The 19,216-nt window shown below is 61.5% G+C and carries 17 protein-coding genes; 12 read left to right on the top strand and 5 right to left on the bottom strand.

Going from position 1 to position 19,216, the window contains the following annotated elements; translation table 11 throughout:
• The first annotated feature begins 3 nt into the window (after window positions 1–3).
• The 9 genes from SJY36_RS16470 to SJY36_RS16430 all read left to right on the top strand — a co-directional run bounded on the left by SJY36_RS16470 (window position 4) and on the right by SJY36_RS16430 (window position 10,312).
• Window positions 4–1,785 (top strand): GMC family oxidoreductase, encoded by a 1,782-nt coding sequence (locus tag SJY36_RS16470; protein WP_386176607.1) that lies wholly within the window; start codon window positions 4–6, stop codon window positions 1,783–1,785.
• A gap of 15 nt (window positions 1,786–1,800) precedes the next feature.
• Window positions 1,801–2,547 (top strand): c-type cytochrome, encoded by a 747-nt coding sequence (locus tag SJY36_RS16465; protein WP_386176606.1) that lies wholly within the window; start codon window positions 1,801–1,803, stop codon window positions 2,545–2,547.
• A 45-nt stretch (window positions 2,548–2,592) separates the two neighbouring features.
• Window positions 2,593–3,210: a DedA family protein gene (locus tag SJY36_RS16460; protein WP_386176605.1), complete on the top strand. Its 618-nt coding sequence runs from the start codon at window positions 2,593–2,595 to the stop codon at window positions 3,208–3,210.
• A gap of 76 nt (window positions 3,211–3,286) precedes the next feature.
• Window positions 3,287–4,687, top strand: a complete 1,401-nt coding sequence (locus tag SJY36_RS16455) for an APC family permease (protein WP_037967033.1) — start codon at window positions 3,287–3,289, stop codon at window positions 4,685–4,687.
• Between the two features lie 11 nt (window positions 4,688–4,698).
• Window positions 4,699–5,685: a cytochrome c oxidase subunit II gene (gene coxB, locus SJY36_RS16450; RefSeq protein WP_386176604.1), complete on the top strand. Its 987-nt coding sequence runs from the start codon at window positions 4,699–4,701 to the stop codon at window positions 5,683–5,685.
• Window positions 5,682–8,249, top strand: a complete 2,568-nt coding sequence (gene ctaD / locus SJY36_RS16445; protein WP_386176603.1) for a cytochrome c oxidase subunit I — start codon at window positions 5,682–5,684, stop codon at window positions 8,247–8,249. Before coxB ends, ctaD begins: the two co-directional genes overlap by 4 nt.
• A complete protein-coding gene (locus tag SJY36_RS16440; RefSeq protein ID WP_037967035.1) occupies window positions 8,246–8,653 on the top strand; it encodes a hypothetical protein in 408 nt (135 codons plus the stop codon). The genes ctaD and SJY36_RS16440 overlap by 4 nt, the downstream gene beginning before the upstream one ends.
• Window positions 8,650–9,234 (top strand): cytochrome c oxidase assembly protein, encoded by a 585-nt coding sequence (locus SJY36_RS16435; RefSeq protein ID WP_037967037.1) that lies wholly within the window; start codon window positions 8,650–8,652, stop codon window positions 9,232–9,234. Before SJY36_RS16440 ends, SJY36_RS16435 begins: the two co-directional genes overlap by 4 nt.
• A gap of 13 nt (window positions 9,235–9,247) precedes the next feature.
• Complete coding sequence (locus SJY36_RS16430) at window positions 9,248–10,312, top strand: c-type cytochrome (protein ID WP_386176602.1); 1,065 nt, start codon at window positions 9,248–9,250, stop codon at window positions 10,310–10,312.
• A 15-nt stretch (window positions 10,313–10,327) separates the two neighbouring features.
• Here SJY36_RS16430 and SJY36_RS16425 read toward each other — a convergent pair whose 3' ends face one another.
• Complete coding sequence (locus SJY36_RS16425; protein ID WP_386176601.1) at window positions 10,328–11,005, bottom strand: YrbL family protein; 678 nt, start codon at window positions 11,003–11,005, stop codon at window positions 10,328–10,330.
• Between the two features lie 229 nt (window positions 11,006–11,234).
• On the opposite strand from SJY36_RS16425, the gene SJY36_RS16420 reads away from it, so the two are divergent.
• Together SJY36_RS16420 and SJY36_RS16415 are read left to right on the top strand one after the other, a co-directional pair.
• Window positions 11,235–11,813, top strand: coding sequence for a TRAP transporter small permease subunit (locus tag SJY36_RS16420; protein WP_200867211.1), 579 nt, complete (start codon window positions 11,235–11,237; stop codon window positions 11,811–11,813).
• Window positions 11,813–13,204, top strand: a complete 1,392-nt coding sequence (locus SJY36_RS16415) for a TRAP transporter large permease subunit (RefSeq protein ID WP_386176600.1) — start codon at window positions 11,813–11,815, stop codon at window positions 13,202–13,204. Before SJY36_RS16420 ends, SJY36_RS16415 begins: the two co-directional genes overlap by 1 nt.
• Window positions 13,205–13,378: 174 nt before the next feature.
• On the opposite strand, the gene SJY36_RS16410 is transcribed toward SJY36_RS16415, so the two are convergent.
• The 3 genes from SJY36_RS16410 to SJY36_RS16400 form a co-directional block, all read right to left on the bottom strand.
• A complete protein-coding gene (locus SJY36_RS16410; RefSeq protein ID WP_037967047.1) occupies window positions 13,379–14,473 on the bottom strand; it encodes a TRAP transporter substrate-binding protein in 1,095 nt (364 codons plus the stop codon).
• Window positions 14,474–14,876: 403 nt separating this feature from the next.
• Entirely contained in the window at window positions 14,877–15,941 is a 1,065-nt protein-coding gene (locus tag SJY36_RS16405; protein ID WP_037967048.1) for a ParB N-terminal domain-containing protein, read from the bottom strand.
• Window positions 15,938–17,248 carry an AAA family ATPase gene (locus tag SJY36_RS16400; RefSeq protein ID WP_107277637.1) on the bottom strand — a complete coding sequence of 437 codons (1,311 nt, stop codon included), beginning with the start codon at window positions 17,246–17,248 and terminating at the stop codon, window positions 15,938–15,940. The genes SJY36_RS16405 and SJY36_RS16400 overlap by 4 nt, the downstream gene beginning before the upstream one ends.
• Window positions 17,249–17,637: 389 nt before the next feature.
• On the opposite strand from SJY36_RS16400, the gene SJY36_RS16395 reads away from it, so the two are divergent.
• Window positions 17,638–18,333, top strand: a complete 696-nt coding sequence (locus SJY36_RS16395) for a DnaA N-terminal domain-containing protein (protein WP_037967049.1) — start codon at window positions 17,638–17,640, stop codon at window positions 18,331–18,333.
• On the opposite strand, the gene SJY36_RS16390 is transcribed toward SJY36_RS16395, so the two are convergent.
• A complete protein-coding gene (locus tag SJY36_RS16390; protein ID WP_235208592.1) occupies window positions 18,330–19,139 on the bottom strand; it encodes an IclR family transcriptional regulator in 810 nt (269 codons plus the stop codon). The genes SJY36_RS16395 and SJY36_RS16390 overlap by 4 nt on opposite strands.
• Window positions 19,140–19,216: the final 77 nt, after the last annotated feature.

The raw sequence follows: 19,216 nt of genomic DNA, 5'->3' as shown, positions 1-19,216 counted from the left end.
ATCATGGCACGGCGGCTGGCGAAAACAGATGTGGTCATCATCGGGGCCGGTTGGACGGGTCTGACAGCTGCATATGAACTTGCCCATGCCGGGAAACGCTGTGTGGTGCTGGAGCGCGGATCCTACCGCCATGATGCCGATGATTTCGCCGCCCCCAAGGAACATGACGAACTGAAATATGCGGTGCACCACGCGCATATGATCAACACCCGCAAAGAGACCCTGACTTTCCGCAACAACGCCAACCAACAGGCGCTGCCGATGAGAAGGCTCGGGTCGTTCCTGCCCGGTGTCGGGCTTGGCGGCGCGGGCATCCACTGGAACGGCCAGCTTTGGCGGCCCCTGCCGTCTGACCTCAAAATGCGCAGCCACTACGAAAACCGCTATGGTGCCGACTTCATTCCCGATGATCTGAATGTGCAAGATTGGGGCGTCACCTATGACGAGCTTGAGCCTCATTTCGATTTCTACGAGAAGATCTGCGGCACCTCTGGCACCGCGGGCCAGATGGCAGACGGCCCGCGTGAAGGCGGCAACCCCTTCGAAGGGCCGCGCAGCGCCGAATATCCCAACCCGCCCATGCGCCAGCCCATCGGCCCCACAAAATTCGGCGAGGCGGCGCAAAAGCTTGGCTATCACCCTTTCCCCATGCCTGCCGCCAACGCCACCAAGGAATACACCAACCCCTACGGGGCCAAGCTGCATCCCTGTACCTATTGCGGCTTTTGCGAACGCTTCGGCTGCGGCTACTATGCCAAGGCCGACCCGATCATCTGCGTCTATGACCAGATCAAATCCCACGAGAACTTCGAGATCCGCTATCAGGCGCAAGTCTTGCGGGTCGAGAAGTCAGAGGACGGCAAGACCGCCACCGGTGTCACCTATCTGACCGACGCGGGCGAAGAGGTGTTCCAGCCCGCCGATATCGTCTGCATGAACGCCTATGGCCTGTGGAACGCGCATCTGATGCTGGTCTCCGGTCTGGGCAAACCCTACGACCCGAAAACCCGCAGGGGCACCGTGGGCCGGAACTATGCCTATCAGACGATGGCAGGCGTGAACGTATTTTTCGATGATCAGGTGGTGACCAACCCTTTTATGGGGGCGGGGGCGCTCGGCACGGTGATCGACGATTTCAACGGTGACAACTTTGATCACAGCGATCTGGGGTTTCTGGGCGGCGGCTATATCGCCTGCACGCAGACCAATGGCCGCCCGATCAACTACCAGCCCACGCCCGAAGGCACGCCCGCATGGGGTGCCGACTGGAAACGTGCCGTGCGCGAGAATTACCTGCACCACGCCAGCCTGACCGTCCACGGGTCATCTATGGCGACGCCCGATAACTACCTTGACCTCGATCCAACATGGAAAGACGCCTATGGCCGCCCGCTGCTGCGGATGACCTTCAACTTCCCCGAAAACGACCGGCGCATGGCCGACTATGTGATGGGCAAGGCGCATGAGATCGCGCGCAATATGGAGAACGTGACATCCACCTCCGCCAGCAACCGCGCGGCGAAGGGCAGTGATTATTCCATCGTGCCCTATCAGACCACCCATAACACCGGCGGCACGGTGATGGGCACGGACCCGACCACCAGCGTCGTGAACCGTTTTGGCCAGATGTGGGATCATCACAACGTCTTTGTCTTTGGCGCAGGGCTGTTTCCGCAGAACCTTGGCTACAACCCAACGGGGCCGCTGATGGGCGTCGCCTATTGGACGCTCGATCACATGAAGAACGACTATATCGCCAACCCGCGCCCGCTGATGGACGCCTAAAGCAGAGGAGCCACCATGAAAATCCGTCACCGCCCCCTGCTCTGCCTCGCCCTCGCAGCCCTTTTGCCTGCGCTGGCCACCGCGCAGGCGATCCCTGCGGATCAGCCCTATGGTACGGCGCGCGATCTGTTCAACATGACGGTCGATACGCCGCCCGACGCCGACACGCTGGCACGGGGGCAGGCCATCGCGCTGCAAGGCGCGGGCGATGTGCAATCCTGCGTGACCTGCCACAGTGTCGACGGTCAGGGTGACGGGTCGGGCAGCTTCCCACGGCTGACCGGACAACCGGCGTGGTACCTCGACAAGCAGCTGGATGATTACGCCAGCGACGCGCGGCCCGACGACCTGATGACGCCCGTCGCGCAATCCCTCTCTGAAGATGACCGCGCCGCGGTCAGCGCCTATTACGCCTCTCTCGCCGCGCCGCTGCGGGTGGCGCGCGGGCAGGTCTCGATGCAAGACATCCAGAAAGGTGCCGCCATCGCGCGGGCCGGATCGCCTGACAAGGGCCTGCCCGCCTGCACCAACTGCCACGGGCCCGACGGCACGGGCAACCCGCCCTCGGTGCCCTATCTTGCCGGTCAATACGCCAACTACATGGTCCTGCAACTGGACCGCTGGAAACGCGGCCAGCGGGACAATGACTTTGGCGGCATGATGTCCGCCATCGCCCGCAAAATGACCGCCGAGGATATGCGCGCCGTCAGTGAATACTATGAACGCGTGGCCAACCCGCTGACGACGAAAGACCCTGAATGACCCACCACGCCCCTTCCCCCGCAACGCAACAGCACCGGAGACCCCATGTTTGACTGGATCACCGGCCTACTGGACGCCGCAGGCTATCTGGGCGTCGCGTTTCTGATGTTCGCGGAAAACGTCTTCCCGCCCATCCCGTCCGAGCTGATCATGCCGTTGGCGGGGTTTCTGGCCTATCAGGACCAGATGAACTTTGTCGGCGTGGTGATCGCGGGCAGCATCGGTTCGCTGGCGGGCACTTACCTTTACTACATCATCGCGCGCAAGATCGGGCACGATCGCGTGCGGCACCTTCTACAAAAGCATGGCCGCTGGCTCACCATGTCCCCCGAGGATCTTGACCGCGCGTCGGACTGGTTCGACCGCCACGGCAATCTGGCCGTGTTCATGGGGCGCATGGTGCCCGCGATCCGCACGCTGATCTCGGTGCCCGCGGGGCTAACGCCGATGCATCACCTGCCGTTTCTGGCCTTCTCGCTGGCGGGCACGGTGATCTGGAACACATTGCTGACCGGGCTCGGCTACGCGCTTGGGTCGCAATACGATCTGGTCGCGGACTACATGAACCCCGTGTCCAACGTTGTCATCGGCGCCTTGGTGCTGACCTACATCTACCGCGTGATCCGCAAGAAAGGCGGCAGCGCACAAGACGCCACGGGCTAGCCGTCGCTACGGGCGTGAACTGGTGACGGCTGTGATGTCGGGGCCACGTCCCCGGCAAGGGGGAAGGGAGTGTCCCATGACCAAGGATGTTTCAACAACGCCGGATCAAGACGGCGAGAAAACCGAACTTAAACGCGTGATGGGGCCCGGCTTGCTGCTGCTTTTCGTGGTGGGCGATGTCTTGGGCACAGGGATCTACGCGCTCACAGGCGAAGTCGCGGCAAAGGTCGGCGGCATTGTCTGGCTGCCGTTCCTCGTGGCCTTTGTCTTGGCCACCGTGACCGCTTGCAGCTACCTTGAACTTGTCACCAAATACCCCAAGGCCGCCGGTGCCGCGCTTTATACGCAAAAGGCCTTTGGCGTGCACTTCCTCACCTTCCTCGTGGCTTTCGCTGTGATGTCGAGCGGGATCACCTCGGCCTCGACCGCCTCGCAGGCCTTTGCCGAGAATTTCGGCAAAAGTTTCGGTCTGGGCGACGGGGCCTTCCTGATCACCGCCATCAGCATCGGCTTTATGGTGCTGCTGGGGCTGATCAACCTGCGCGGCGTCGGCGAAAGCGTGAAGGCAAATGTGGTGCTCACCTGCATCGAACTGACCGGCCTGCTGATCATCATCATGATCGGCGCCGCCGCGCTCATGGGCGGGCAAGGCGATTTCGGGCGCGCGTTCGATTTCAGCAGCGCCGGAGAGCAGGGCCTGTTCTGGCCCGTGATCGCCGCGACCACGCTGGCCTTCTTTGCGATGGTCGGCTTCGAGGATTCCGTGAACATGGCCGAAGAGGCCAAGAACCCCTCGCGCATCTTCCCCAAAGTCCTGCTTGGCGGGCTGCTGATCACCGGCGTGATCTATCTGCTGGTGTCGATCACCGCCATCGCCCTTGTCGACGCGAAGGCTTTGGGCGAAGGGGCCACACCCCTGCTCAAGGTCGTCGAAGCCGGCGCGCCCTGGTTCCCGCTCAGCGTCTTCGGCATCATCACCATGTGCGCCGTGGCGAACTCCGCACTGATCAACATGCTGATGGCCAGCCGCCTGCTGTATGGGATGGCGCAGGAAAAAGTCCTGCCCTCCATTCTGGGCAAGGTGCTGCCCAAGCGGCGCACGCCCTATACGGCCATCGTCTTTACCACCGGGCTTGCGATCGCGCTGATCACCTTTGTCGGCGCGGTGCCTGATCTGGGGGGCACCACGGCGCTGCTGCTGCTTGCGGTGTTCACGCTGGTCAATATCGCCGTGCTGGTGCTGCGCAGTGATACGGTGGACCACGACCATTTCACCAGCCCCCTCGGCCTGCCCTATATCGGCGCGATATCTTGCGCCTTTTTCGTCGGCCCGTGGACGGGGCGCGACAGCGTGCAATACCTCATCGCCGCGGTGCTAATCGGCTTGGGTGTGGTGCTCTGGGGTGCGACCGTGTTCTACATGAAATCAAAGGGGCAGGACCCGCTTGCCTCGGACATGGACAAATTGTCAGAGTGAAAGGAGCCCCCTTGCAACACCCTTGGCGCATCTATGCAATCGCCCCGGCCGCCCTGCTTCTGGCGGGCTGCGAGGGGCGTCAATCCGTGCTTTCCCCCGCCGGTCAGGACGCGTCGGATGTGCTGAACCTCTTTTGGGTGATGCTGGTCGGCGCGGTGATCCTGTGGACCCTCGTCGCAGTGCTGTTCATCTACGTCACGCGCATCAACCCCGGTGCCATGCGCCGCTGCACTGCCGAGATGCTGATCGTCGGCGGGGGCATCCTCTTTCCCGTGGTCCTGCTGGGGGGGCTGCTGATGTACTCGCTGCCGCTGATGGGACCGACCCGCGCCGAAGGGGACGGGCTGGTCGTGCGGGTCACCGCCGAACAATGGTGGTGGCGCGTCGAATACCAACAGCAAGGAGAGACCAGAACAATCGTCTCGGCAAATGAGCTCCGCCTGCCCGCCGGCGCCCGGACCGAGCTTGTGCTGAACGCCCATCGGGTGATCCACTCCTTCTGGGTGCCGGCCCTTGGTGGCAAGACCGATATGTTCCCGGGCCGTGAAACCCGCATGACCCTCGCGCCCACCGATCCCGGCATCTACCGTGGCCAATGCGCCGAATTCTGCGGTGCCTCCCATGCGTTGATGGCCTTTGAGACCGTGGTGATGCCCCCCGATGAATTCGACCAATGGCTTAGCGCAGAGGCGCGCGATGCCAAGCCGCCCCAAGACGCGCTGGCCCAAGCTGGCGCGACCCTGTTCATTGATGAAGGCTGCGGCGCCTGCCACAGCATTCGTGGCACCAAGGCCATCGGCAAGACCGGCCCCGACCTGACCCATCTGGCAAACCGCCACTCGCTCGCCGCGGGCACTCTGCCCCTGAACGCGCAGGCTATTGCCAGATGGATCGGCCACACCGACACGATCAAACCCGAGGTCAATATGCCCACCTATGACTTCCTGTCCGACGACGACCTCGCGGCGCTCGCCGCCTATCTGGGGGGGCTGGAATGACCCGCAGATACCCCGATGTGCTGGACCCCCAAGGCACCTACCCCCCGACCGAGGATATGCTCGCCGAACCCGTCCCGCAGGATGTCCAAGAGGCGCAGAAAAAACGCCTGCGTGCGGCTTGGAAAACGCCGCAAGGCTGGCGCTACTGGTCGGCGGTGAACAACACCGAGGTCGGCATCTGGTACACGATGACCGCGTTCTTTTTCATGCTCTGTGCGGGTATTCTTGCGGTGCTCATGCGCACCCAGCTTGCCGTGCCCGAGAATGACTTCCTCGACGCCGACCGCTATAACCAGTTCTTCACCATGCACGGCTCGGCGATGATGTTCCTCTTTGCCGTGCCCATGTTCGAGGCGATCTCGATCCTGCTGCTGCCCGGGATGCTAGGCGCGCGCGACATGCCGTTCCCGCGGCTCAGCGCCTATGGCTACTGGTGTTTCCTGATCGGCGGCATCTTTGTCTTCGGGTCCATCCTGTTCGATTCCGGCCCCAAGGCGGGCTGGTTCATGTACCCCCCGCTCGCCACGAAGGAAGAAGGCATCGGCCCCGATGTCTGGCTTCTGGGCCTCTCGTTTATCGAGGTCGCCTCCATCGCCGCGGCGGTCGAGCTGATCGTCGGCGCGCTCAAATGCCGCCCGCCGGGGATGCGCGTCAACATCATGCCGCTGTATGCGTGGTATGTGATGGTCGTCGGCGGGATGATCCTCTTTGCCTTCCCGCCGCTGATCGCGGGGGATTTCCTGTTCGAACTCGAACGTTCCTTCGATTGGCCGTTCTTTGATCCCGTCCGGGGCGGCGACCCGATGCTCTGGCAGCATCTGTTCTGGATTTTCGGCCATCCGGAGGTCTACATCATCTTCCTGCCCTCCATCGCGATCGCCGCGATGATCGTGCCCACCGTCGCGCGCACGCCCATCGTGGGCTATTCGTGGATCGTGCTCAGTGCGGTTGGCACGGGGTTCTTGTCCTTCGGGCTTTGGGTGCATCACATGTTCACCACCGGCCTGCCCCAGATCAGTCTGGGTTTCTTCTCGGCCGCGTCCGAGGCCGTGGTGATCCCCACCGGCATCCAGCTTTTCGCCTTTGTCGCGACGCTGATGGTGGGACGGGTCAAGATGACCCTGCCGATGCTCTGGATCGCGGGGGCGCTGGCGATCTTTGTCACGGGCGGGCTCACAGGGGTGATGCTGGCCATCGTGCCCTTCAACTGGCAGGCGCATGACAGCTATTTCGTGGTGGCCCACCTGCATTACACGCTGTTCGGTGGCATGGTGTTTCCGGTCATGGCGGGGGTCTATTATTTCTTTCCGTTCTTCCGTAAAAAGCTTCTGTCCGAAACCCTTGGCCGTTGGGCCTTCTGGCTGATCTTTGTGGGCTTCAATGTCACCTTCCTGCCGATGCATCTGACGGGGCTCAAGGGGATGCCGCGCCGGATCTTCACCTACCCGGGCAGCGCCGGCTGGGACTGGCTCAATATGATGTCCACCGTCGGGGCCTATATCACCGCCGCAGGCTTTGCCGTCTTCGTCTACGATCTGCTGCGGCCCAAAGCCTATCAGGGCCAGATCAAGCGCAACCCTTGGGGCGGCGGCACGCTGGAATGGGCCCATGACGTGCCCGAAGAGGCATGGGGAAACCGCTCCGTGCCCTATATCACCTCGCGCTACCCGCTGTGGGACCAGCCCAAACTGGTCGAGCGTATGGACGCGGGACGCTACTATCTGCCCGACGCCCCCGAGGGCAAACGCGAGACGCTGATCACCTCGGTCATCGACGCAAAACCGCTGATGGTGCAGCGCGTCACCGGCCCCGCGTGGATCACCATGCTCGCCGCCTTTTTCACCGGCGGGGCGTTCATCTTCCCCACCTTCCACATCTACGAACCCGCCATCGTCTGCGGCGCCTTCGCCATTGTCTGCGTGCTCTACTGGCTCTGGACCAGCACAGCACAGGTGCCGGATCAGGAACGTAAAGACGTGGGCCTCGGCCTGAGCTTGCCGACCTACGCCTCGGGGCCGACCTCTGTCGGGTGGTGGGCGGTCTGGATCACGATGCTGGGCGACAGCACCGCCTTCGCCAGCCTCGTCTTCGGATTCTTCTTCTACTGGACCGCACGCCCGGACTTTATCACCATGGGCGCGGACCACGCGACGGGCACCGCCGTGGCGCTCGGGGTCACGCTGTTTGTGGTCTCATGGGCCGCGACCGTGCTCGCGCGCGAGGTCAATAAACGCAGCCATATCACGCTGGCACGCCTCTCATTGGCACTGGCGGCGATCTGCACCGCGGGCGGAGCGGGGCTGATCATCCTGTCGGTCCTCGACCTTGAGCCCACAACCCATGTCTACCCCGCGACCATGTGGGCGCTGATGGTCTGGCTGGTGGCCCATGCCCTGCTGGGGGTCATCATGCAGCTTTACGCGCTGGCAGGGTCGATCTTTGGCAAGGTGACCCCGCAATATGACGCCGATCTGTGCAACGTCACGCTGTTCTGGCACTTCATGGTGCTGACCGCACTGGTCACCGGCTTTATTATGGGCGTGGCCCCAAGGTTGCTGGCATGAACCAGATCTCTACCGAAGAAGAGCAAGAGGAATTCCTCGAGGAACAAGACAGCCTCTGGCGGCTCGCCCTCAGCCCCACGCTTTGGGCGCTGCACTTCGTGATCTGCTACGGTGCCACAACCGTATTCTGCGCCGATCATATTCTTGGCGTGGATTACCTCAGCACGCTGCGCCTTGGCATCGGGCTGCTGACCATAGGCGTTCTGGCGGCGATCATCTGGCTGGGCTGGGGCGCGTGGCGGCAATGGGATGTGGTGCGCGACCGCGAATGGGAAAACGACGCGGGCAACAACGAGGACCGCCACCAGTTCATGGGCCACGCGGCCTTCCTGCTGTCGCTGATCTCGGCGGTCGGGGTGATCTATGTCTCGCTCCCCGTGCTCCTGATCGCCAGCTGCGCATGACCCGCGTGGCGACATATCTGGGGTTTGCCCTGCTTGGCCTGCTCTGGCTGGTCCCGCTGGAACGGCTGACCGGTGCCGCCTTCCCCGTCCATATGCTGCGGCATATGGGGCTGGTCGCCGTGGTCGCACCGCTGCTCGCCTTCGGACTGGGCGACCGGCTGCGCTGGCTGATGATCTCTCCGCTGATCGCGACGGTGCTTGAATTCATGGTGGTCTGGGCATGGCACCTGCCGCAGCTGCACGGGATGGCCTATCTGCTGCCCGCGGGCTTTGCGCTGGAACAGGGCAGCTTCCTGATCGTCGGGCTGCTGGTCTGGGTCAGCGCCCTGCGCGCGCACAACGGTCTGGCGGGGGCCGGATCGCTTCTGCTGACCTCGATGCATATGACCCTACTGGGGGCGCTGCTGATCCTCGCCCCCCGCGATGTCTTTGCCGAGATTTGCGGCCGCGCCGCCGATCTTGGCGGGCAACAACTGGGAGGGCTGCTGATGCTGGGCATCGGCACACCGGTCTATCTGATCGCCGGATTGTGGCTGGTGGGCCGCGACCTGCGCAGCACCGACCCCGCACCCCAAACGTAACGGAGCAAACGCAATGAGAACCGTGATCAAAACCCTGATCGTTCTGGCCCTGCTGGGGGCTGTCGGCGCGGTGACCATCGTGGGGCTGGGGCTGTTCAACGTCTCTGCCCGCGCGGGCCATATTCCGGGCGTGTCCTGGGTGCTGCACACCGCCTATCGCCAGTCGGTCAAACTCCGCGCCCCTAACGCCGAACAGGTGCCCGACCTGTCCGACCCCGATCTCGTCGCCCTCGGCGCGGGGCATTTCGACAGCGCCTGTAGCTTCTGCCACGCTGCCCCCGACCGCATCCATTCCGCCACCGCCGACGCCATGTCGCCCGAACCGCCCCATATCACCGACGCCGTCGCCGACTGGCAGCCGCAGCATCTGTTCACCATCGTCAAGGATGGCGTCAAGATGAGCGGCATGCCCTACTGGCCCGCCGAAAACCGCGAGGACGAGATCTGGGCCATGGTCGCCTTCCTCACCCATGTCCGAACGATGGAGGGCGCGGGCTTTGACGCGCTGCTGGCGTCAAACGCACCGGCCGAAGACATCGCGCTGACCTATTGCGCCTCTTGCCACGGCGCAACGGGCGACAGCAAAGGCAACGGCCATATCCCTCGCCTCGATATCCTCGACGAAGGATACATGCAGGACGCGATCACCGCCTATCGCACAGGCGCGCGGGACAGCGGCTTTATGGCCCACGCAGCGACGCAGCTTCCCCCTGATGCCCTGACCCGCGTGATCCGCCACTATGCCGCATCTTCGCCCGATGGCCCGACCCCGACAGCCCCCCTGCCCCCGACAGAGCTTGAGATGATGGAGCAAGGCGCCGGCGTCGCCGCCATCGGCAATATCGACGCGCCGTCTTGCGCGTCCTGCCACGGCCCCGGTCTGGAACAAACCAAACCCGGCTTCCCGCGCATCAGCGGCCAGCCGCGCCCCTATCTGGCGCAGCAGCTGAAGCTTTGGCGCGATGGCACACGCAGCGGCGGCCCCCGCAAAGAGCTGATGGAAAAAGCCGCCCGCAACCTGTCAGATGCCGAGATAGAGGCGTTGGCGCTGTATTATTCCCAACTTCCCGCGGAGTAGGCAGAGAGGGTAACCCTAGTTGAGCGCGTCGTAATCGCTGCGCAGAAACATCTTTTTGCGCCGCGACCAATGCAGCCCGACATCGCGGGCCGTCCGCTCCATCCCGCGGTGCAGGGCGCGGTGCCGCAGATAGGGCACCCAGCTGCGCAGTTTGATCACATTCGGATCGCCAAACCCGTCCACGATCAGCGGTTGCCACTTACCCTCCTGCTGTCCCCAGACGATGCAGCGGGAGTTCAACCCTGGGGCCACCACCCCAAGCGCAAAGACCGCGCGCGAGAAATCGTTCAACGCCTTCAGCGCCGCCGTATCCAGCAGATCCCGCGCGACGAATTCGTCCAGCGTCATCCCCAGACCGCCGCTTTCCGGCCCGACCCGCTGCATCAACAGCCCCATATCCGTCCGCATCACCCCGCTGGTGAATGCAATCGGCGAAGCAATGCCCGCGTCATGGCTGCGAATCCGCACTTCGATGTCATGGGTCAACTGGCGCAACAGCATGCGGTGTCGCGTCGTCGGGAAATGTTTGTAAAGAAACGGTCTGACCCGCCCCGTGTCCTCCGCCCGCAGCGCTTTCATCGGTACTTTCACAACAAGATCATCGGGCGCTTTCACAGCAAAGACCGCCCGGCCCTGCTCTTGTTTAAGCAACGTACCGGTTTCCATGTGAAGCAATTCGGCTGACTGTGTCATCTACACTATTTATCTTTAACTGTTGGTACTTACTAAGCAAAGCGCGTCACACCGCATGCGTAACCTGAAGTTGCGCACACTGTCAAAAATTATCTTAAAAAGGGCGGACAGCCGCCGCAGATGCGCAATATTTCGCACAGTGAAATGCTGAGACCCCGCTTGACATTCCCCTGCGGCACTTTGATTGACATGCGTTAAGAACGATAGAAACCATAGAAAAGGGTGGAATGTGCGTTTTCTCGCTGGAGTAGCATCCCTCATCTGCGCTGTTAATCTGATTATCGGAAAAGTCTTTTCCTGGCTCGCGCTGGCCATTGTCGTCGTCTGCTTTACCGTAGTGGTACAAAGATACCTCTTTGCCACCAGCTATGTCTGGATGCAGGATCTCTATATCTGGCTGAACGGGGCGATGTTCACCGCGGTGGCAGGCTTTGCCCTGCTGCGCGACGATCACGTGCGCGTCGATATCTTTTACCGTCCCGCCAAACTGCGCACCCGCGCCATCACCGACCTGATCGGCGTGGTCATCTTCCTGCTGCCCTTCACATGGATCGTCTACATCTATTCGATGCCCTTCGTGCAGCGCGCTTGGGGCTATCATGAAGGCTCTGCCAATGTGGGCGGGATGCCGGGGCTTTATATCCTCAAAACCTTTATCATCGTCTTTGCGGCCCTCATTGCGGCGCAAGGCATTGCCATGGCGATCCGGTCCATTCTGGTGCTTGGCGGCAGGGCTGATCTTGTGCCCGCCGCGATGCAATACAGCCCGGACGCCATCAAACCCGCCACCACCGAGGGAGCCGCCTGATGGACCCGATCATGATTGGCGAGATGCTCGCCGCGCTGATGTTCTTTGGGGTCATCGGCTTTTTGCTTCTGGGCTTCCCCGTGGCCTTCACCCTCGCCGGGACTTCGTTACTATTCTGCGGTGTAGGCATGGCTTTGGGCGTGTTCGACCCGTCCAACTTCGGGTCTTTGCCCAACCGCTATATCGGCTTTATGACGAACGAAGTGCTCGTCGCCGTGCCGCTGTTTATCTTCATGGGCGTGATGCTGGAACGCAGCCAGATCGCTGAACAACTGTTGCTCACTATGGGCAAGATGTTCGGCAATATGCGCGGCGGGCTTGGGATCTCTGTGGTGCTGGTCGGGGCGATGCTCGCGGCCTCTACGGGTGTGGTGGGCGCGACCGTGGTGACGATGGGGCTGATCTCGCTGCCCGCGATGCTGCGGGCGGGCTATGACCCGAAACTGGCCACCGGCGTGATCTGCGCCAGCGGCACCCTGGGCCAGATCATCCCTCCCTCTACCGTGTTGATCTTCATGGGCGATATGCTGTCGGGCATCAACTCGCAGGTGCAGATGGCCAAGGGCAACTTTGCCCCCACGCCTGTCTCTGTCGGGGATCTCTTTGCCGGGGCCCTGCTGCCCGGGCTGCTGCTCGTGTCGCTCTACCTCGGGTACGTGCTGTTCAAAGCCGCAACAGACCCTAAATCCTGCCCTGCCACCCCCGTTCCAGCGGATGAGAAATCAAAGCTGCTGCGCGAGGTCTTTGTGGCGCTTGTCCCGCCACTGGCGCTGATTTTGGCCGTGTTAGGGTCTATTCTGGGCGGTATCGCCACCCCGACAGAGGCCGCATCCGTCGGTGCCGTTGGTGCCATGATCCTCGCCGCATTGCGCTGGCGTCTGTCCTTTGGCGTGCTCAAGGAGACGATGGTCGCCACCGCCACAATCACCAGCATGGTCTTTGTGATCCTGTTGGGGGCCTCGGTCTTTTCGGTCGTGTTCCGTATGATGGGCGGCGACAATCTGGTGCATGAGTTCCTCAGTAACCTGCCGGGCGGCACGCTCGCTGCGGTGGCCGTTGTCATGCTGATCATGTTCTTCCTGGGCTTCATCCTCGACACCTTCGAGATCATCTTTATCGTGATCCCGATCACCGCGCCGGTGTTGCTGATGCTGGATGTCGATCCGATCTGGCTGGGTGTGCTTGTGGGGGTGAACCTGCAAACGTCGTTCCTGACCCCACCCTTCGGCTTTGCGCTGTTCTACCTGCGCGGCGTCGCCCCTGCGGACCTGCCCACCAGCGCAATCTACAAAGGCATCCTGCCCTTCGTGATGCTGCAGGTGGTGGCAATCGCGATCCTGTTCATGTTCCCGCAGATCGTGACCTGGTTGCCCAAACTGATCGCAGGCTAAGGGTATCGCCCTCCCTGGGGGGCGATCCGCAGGTTTGAAAGTGGTAGCCCCGGTGCATCAACCGCTGACCGATGCAGATGGCACACCGGGCGGGACGGGGATTAGGCCCCTGCCCCATCACAAAAAAAGGCCCGGTGTTTCCACCGGGCCTTTTCTGTATCCGACGGGCGGAGCTTAGTATTTCAGGAAGCTCTGACGCGCCTGAATGTAGGGGCTGTCGATGTTCTCTGTCCGGGTGCGGACAAGGTTCAGCGCTTCGACAAAGCTTTCTGCGGTTTTCTTGACCAACGGATCGTCGCTGCTGCGCAGTTCTTCGACCACCTCGACCGAGGCTTTGGCACCGGCTTCCATAATGTCGTCGGGGAAGTTGCGGACGGTCACGCCGTGCTCTTCCACCAGCGTTTTCAGCGCGCGTGGATCGTTGGCATAGAAGTCGGCCGCGACCTGATCGTATTCCGCCTGGCTTACATCACGGATGATCGCCTGCAGGTCTTCGGGCAGTTCCTGATACTTCTTCTTGTCGACGACAAGCTCGGTCGCGAGGCCGGATTCAACGAAGGACGGCATGTAGTAGTTCTTGGCAACCTGATGGAAACCGAGCGCCAGATCGTTGTAGGGGCCGACGAATTCGGCTGCGTCCAGCGTGCCCGATTGCAGCGCCTGAAAGATCTCGCCTGCGGCCATGTTGGTGACCGTCGCGCCCAGTTTCTCCCATACGCGACCACCCAGGCCGGGGGTCCGGAAGCGCACGCCTTTGACATCGTCAAGGCTGGTCAGCTCGTCGCGGAACCAACCGCCTGTCTGCGTGCCGGTGTTGCCCGACAGGAAGCCCTGAACGCCGAACTGGTCATAGATCTCGTCCCAGATTTCCTGACCGCCCATATAGCGCATCCAGGCTGTCAGCTCTGGCGTGGTCATGCCGTAGGGCACGCCGGTAAAGAACGACAGCGCAGGTGACTTGTTCTGCCAATAATAGGCGGCACCGTGGCTCATCTCGGCGGAGCCATCGATCACGGCGTCCAGCGATTGCAGCGGCGGCACCAGCTCACCAGCGGAGTAGACCTGCACGGTCAGGCGGCCACCGGAAGCGGCGGTGATGCGGTCTGCCAGACGCTGCGCGCCGACACCCAGACCGGGGAAGTTTTTCGGCCAGGTGGTGACCATGCGCCATGTGATGTTGCCTTGCGCAACGGCGGGTGCGGCGAGTGTTGATGCGGCGGCCCCTGCCCCTGCAATACCTGCGCCACGAATGAATGAACGACGATCCATGATGTTTCTCCCAAGATCAGATTATGTCGATAAGGTCTTTGCTGACATCTGCCAGCCCTCCCCTATGGGCGCACGTTAATCCCGCGTTTCAGGGGATGTCCATGGGTCAACGTCGGGTTCAGGTACTGATAGGGCGGAATCACGGTGAAATCTGCATTATTGAGCCGCAAAGCTGTTTTGAATCAACGCGTTAAGCCGATATTCCCGCCGAAAACCCCCTGTTTTATTGGGAAATGGGGCAATTGCGCTCTCGCCCCCTCAACGAACAAAAAAAGGGGGCGACTCTGCGCCCCCTTCCCTGCCATCTCTATCATTTACCCTTGCCGGTTACCCATGGGTAACCCGATGCGCGGTGGTTACCCATGGGTAACCGGGTGGGCAGCGGTTACCCATGGGTAACCGATTACCGAATCCGCGGCCCGTTGCTGAGCACCTCTTCAAAGGCGCGCACTGCTTCTTCCAGCTGCTTCTTGGGCATGGTGGCAAAGTCGATATCGCTCATCAAACGACATTCTCCGTGGCGGGCGGTGACCTTGGTCTGGCCGACGTAGAATTCAAACTTCTGCTTCGGCTCTGCCTTGGAGGCGGGCTTCTCTGTCGGTTCGGTCGAGGTGGTCAGAAAATCCTTGAGGATTTTGTTTTGCTCGTCCGGTGTCGACGCATCGGAGAGTTTCTCCTGCAAGACGCTGGCTTGATCCGGTGTGCGCAGCGCGCGCGCGACATCGACACCCAGATTACGCGGCACGGCCTTGGGCCACTGCAAGCTCCCCTCCAAAGCAGAGAGAAGGAAGACGAAGCTTTTGATGTAAGACCGCTTGGTCTTGTGCAGCGCGCTGTAAAGACGAGTCACCAGCTCTGCCGGGTCGATCTCTTTCACTGCGTCATCCTTGGCGGCGGTGATTGCAACTTGTGCCATCTCGGCAAAAGACAGGTCTTCGCGCACGACGTTCTCTTCGACCATATCCACATAGCGCGAAATGCGGTCATCCTCGCCCACTTCTACCCGCGCGGTGATCGTGCCAAAGCGGTCGTCTTTGGTTTCGGAAAACAACTGCGACAGGGCGGTGAACCGGCGCCAGCCTTTCTTGAGCTGGTAGCGCCCGTTCGGCCCGACATAGACCTCGACGGGTTCGCGCTGCCCGCGTTCGCGGATCGAGGATTTAAGCTCCTCCATCTCGTCGGACTGCGCGACTTCTTCCAGCGCAAGGCGATCGCGCGGCAGATCGTCGGTGAAGATTTCCGACAGGTCGATCTGGTAGAGCACGCGGCCTTCGCCTTGGGCCTGCCGGAAAGTCTTGGCGTCTTCGGCGTTGCGGCGGCGCTGTTCGATTTTGGCTTCAGTTGCCTCTTGCAGATTTTCAGCCACGTCCCGCACGGCGGCGCCCATTGGGCCCGGCTGGCGGTTGCGGCGACTGCCGGATGTGGGGGCTTCTACCGGCGCGAAGCCGAATTTGTTTTTACTGCTCATTCTGCCTTCTCCTTACGTTTTCCGTTTTCTTTCCACGCTTCGAGCACGGTTTGCAAAAACTCGTCATAGGCACGGTCAAAACTCTGCCGCGCCCGTTTCCATGTTTCGCGCGTCATCTGGCGATAGTCCTGTTCGTAAACCGACATCTGGAACCGGCCCGACTGTTCGACCGCGCGGGTCATTTCAATCGGGTGGGCGCAGACGTCGGCGCCGAAGACGTTCTTGAACGCGTCGATCATGGCGCTGTGCAGCGGATTGTTGGATTCAAAACGGGTCATAAGTAAACGGATGTCGGAAAACTGTTTAGGAAGCGTAATGCCTGCGTCCGCTGCGAGGCTTGCAAACCCTTCCGAGATATCGGCCATCGCGTCGCCAAGCTGGCCCAGATAGCTGGTCGTACTGTCATATTCCCAGTAGCCCGGGCCCGAGGGGATATAGAGGATATCAGCCGCAAACGCGGCGTTTAGGGACTGGTAGCCGATGGCGGGCGGGCAGTCGAAAATGATGATGTCATATTGATCGTCGGGCAGTTCATCGAGGTAGCGCGCGACGCAGCCGAAAAAGCTCCATGCCTTGTGGAGCGCGCGGTATTGGGCCGAGGCGAATTCGACGAAGGCCGCGTTGGCGCAGGACGGGATGATGTCGATCGTGGGCCAGCAGGTGGGCTGGATGAATTCCTGAAACCGCTGCGCGCCGATGGATTGCACGTCTTCGGGCAATTCGTCCGCGGCGGGGTAGGGGCAGTCATCGGGGTCATCATAGCTTTCCATGATCCGGTTGGATTCCCGGCAAAGGTCGCGGCACATGATGCCCCAGACCGTGTGGCTTTCCTTGACCTCGGTCAGCCCCATCGAATGGGTCAGCGTCGCTTGCGGGTCGAAGTCGACGCAAAGCACGCGGTAGCCGTCAAGGGCGGCGGCATGGGCGAGGTGTTGTGCGACGACCGTCTTGCCGACACCGCCTTTGAAGTTCGACACGGCCACGCGCATGGCACGGCCGCGGGGGCGTTCGGGCAGCAGTTTGCGGCCGCGGAATTTGGCACGGCGGCGCAGCTCATTGATCTCTTCGAGGCTGAACCAGCGCTGGCGGCCATCTTCTTCGGTGAGCCCTTGGGGCAGGGTCGGGTCGTCCGCCAGCTTCTTGCGCAGGGTGTCAGCGGGGACGTCAAACATGAACTGGCTGATCTCCCAGATAGAGAAGGGGCGCAGGGCCTTGATCTCTCCGGGGGAGAAGGTCGCGCGGCGCACGGCGGCCTGTTGTTCCAAGCTGCGCTCGTTCATGTTAAGAAGGTCGTTGTGATTTCTCATCTATCTACTCGCGTTTTTAAGCCTCGAATTTCGAATAACGCGAATTCGGCAATTTGGCAAAACCTAATTTTCCCGAAATTCGTGCGCTGATCCTGAAGAACGGGTTTATTTCGCTGCGGTTAACGCGGGGCAAAGAGATTTTGGTGACAGGCAAGGGGCATATGGGGCTGTTTTGGTGACAGCGATCCCCTGATATGGTGACACCTTAGCGTCCCCCTTAACCTATTAACCTTTACCAAATTGAATTTGGATTAAGGAAAAGGGTAATTCCTGTTTTTCCCAGCGGGTTGACAGAAGACGGGATTTAGAGCTTTGTAGAAAGCATAAACGGAATCGGCTCAAAGAGGCTGACCGATAAAAATAAGACGATACATCGAGTAGGCAAAACCATGAACCCATTGCGGCTGACCGGCCCTGAAGCCGGGGTGATCAAGTACGACCTTTTGACCGCTTTGAGCGTGGCGGGGTTGAACGGATCACCGACCTTGCAGACCTCGTTGATGCGGCTGATCGCGGCGGTGACCTCGCGGTATAATTGGCGCGCTGACGAGCTGAGCGTGGGGCAGCGCGACTTGGCGCGGATGTGGTCAGTGAATGAACGCACGGTAAAACGCGAGATCAAACGGCTGACCGACGCGCAGCTGTTGATTTGTACGCGCGGCGGCGTGCGGGGTAGGGTGGCGGCCTATCGGTTGAATTATGCGCAGATCGCGCGGCTGTCAGAGCCGTGCTGGCCGCTGGTCGGGCCGGATTTCGATGCGCGGATGAAAGAGCGGTATCGCAGCGAAACGCCGGTCAAGGTGGTGCAACTGGCCGATTACGCGAAACCCGAGGCGTCGGAGCCCGCGCAGGGCGGGCCGGGCACGTGGCAACGCGCGATGGTGAACCTGTCGCGGGAGAACGCGGATCAGTTCAAGGCGTGGTTCTCGCAGCTTGAATATGTGGCGTTCGAAGGGGGCGTGCTTGAGCTGCGCACCCCGAGCAAATTCGCGCAACGCTATATAGAGACACATCTTCTGCGCCCGCTTGTCGCGGCGGTGGAGGCAGAACTGGGGCCGGTGACGCGGATCGAATTCAAGGGCTAGAAACTGCCGCTGATCGCGCGGGCGGCTTCTTGGGCGATGGGGGCCGCGCGGCGGGCGAAGTCTTCGGCGCTCCATTCAGAAAGCGACCCGGCGATGTGGATGGCGCCCAAGGGACGGCCCTGACGGTTGACGACCGGAACGCCGACGGCGATTTCGCCCAATACAAATTCATTCTGCACCTGCGCAAAACCGTCTCTACGGGCCTGTTCGAGACTGTTCATGATGCTGTCGGGGTCCACGTTGGTATGCGAGGTATAGCTGTGCAGCGGGAAGCGATTGATGATCTCGCGTGCCTCTTCGGGGGGCAGGGCGCAAAGGGTCGCGCGGCCGCCGGCGGTGCAATAAGTCGGGACGCTATGGCCCACAAGCGTGGCGTAGAAGGTCTCGCGTTTGCTTTGCATGCGCAGGGCATAGATTACGCGGGTTTCATCATAGAGGCTGAAGTCGATCCGTTCGTTGATGGATTTACGCATCTCAAGAACAACGGGTGTGGCGACTTGCACCACGGGGTCCAGACGCAGGGTGTCGTGGGTGTGGTCGAGCAAGCGCAATCCGGGCAGGTAGCCGCGGTCATCCGGGCTGCGCCGGATGTGACCCAATGTCATGAGCGTATGCACAAGACGTTGCGCGGCAGATCGGTCGATCTCTGCCTTTGTGGCGATGTCTGACAGGCTGAGCGGGCCGTCGGCCTCGTGAAACGCGCTGAGCACGTGAATGGCGCGGGCGGCGGAGCGCACAAAGAGCCTGTCGGCATCTGCCTGAAAATTAGACGCGACAGAGGAATGTGGTCGTTTGGGGTCTGGCATTGAGCGCTCCGGGTTGACGCGAGGATAGGTCAGTGCCTAGCATCGTATGGCAATACAGCCGTATCGCCAAGCAATAC

Source organism: Sulfitobacter sp. R86518 (genome assembly GCF_042466275.1).
Taxonomy (GTDB): Bacteria; Pseudomonadota; Alphaproteobacteria; order Rhodobacterales; family Rhodobacteraceae; genus Sulfitobacter; species Sulfitobacter pontiacus.
This window is presented reverse-complemented; position numbering and strand designations above follow the sequence as displayed.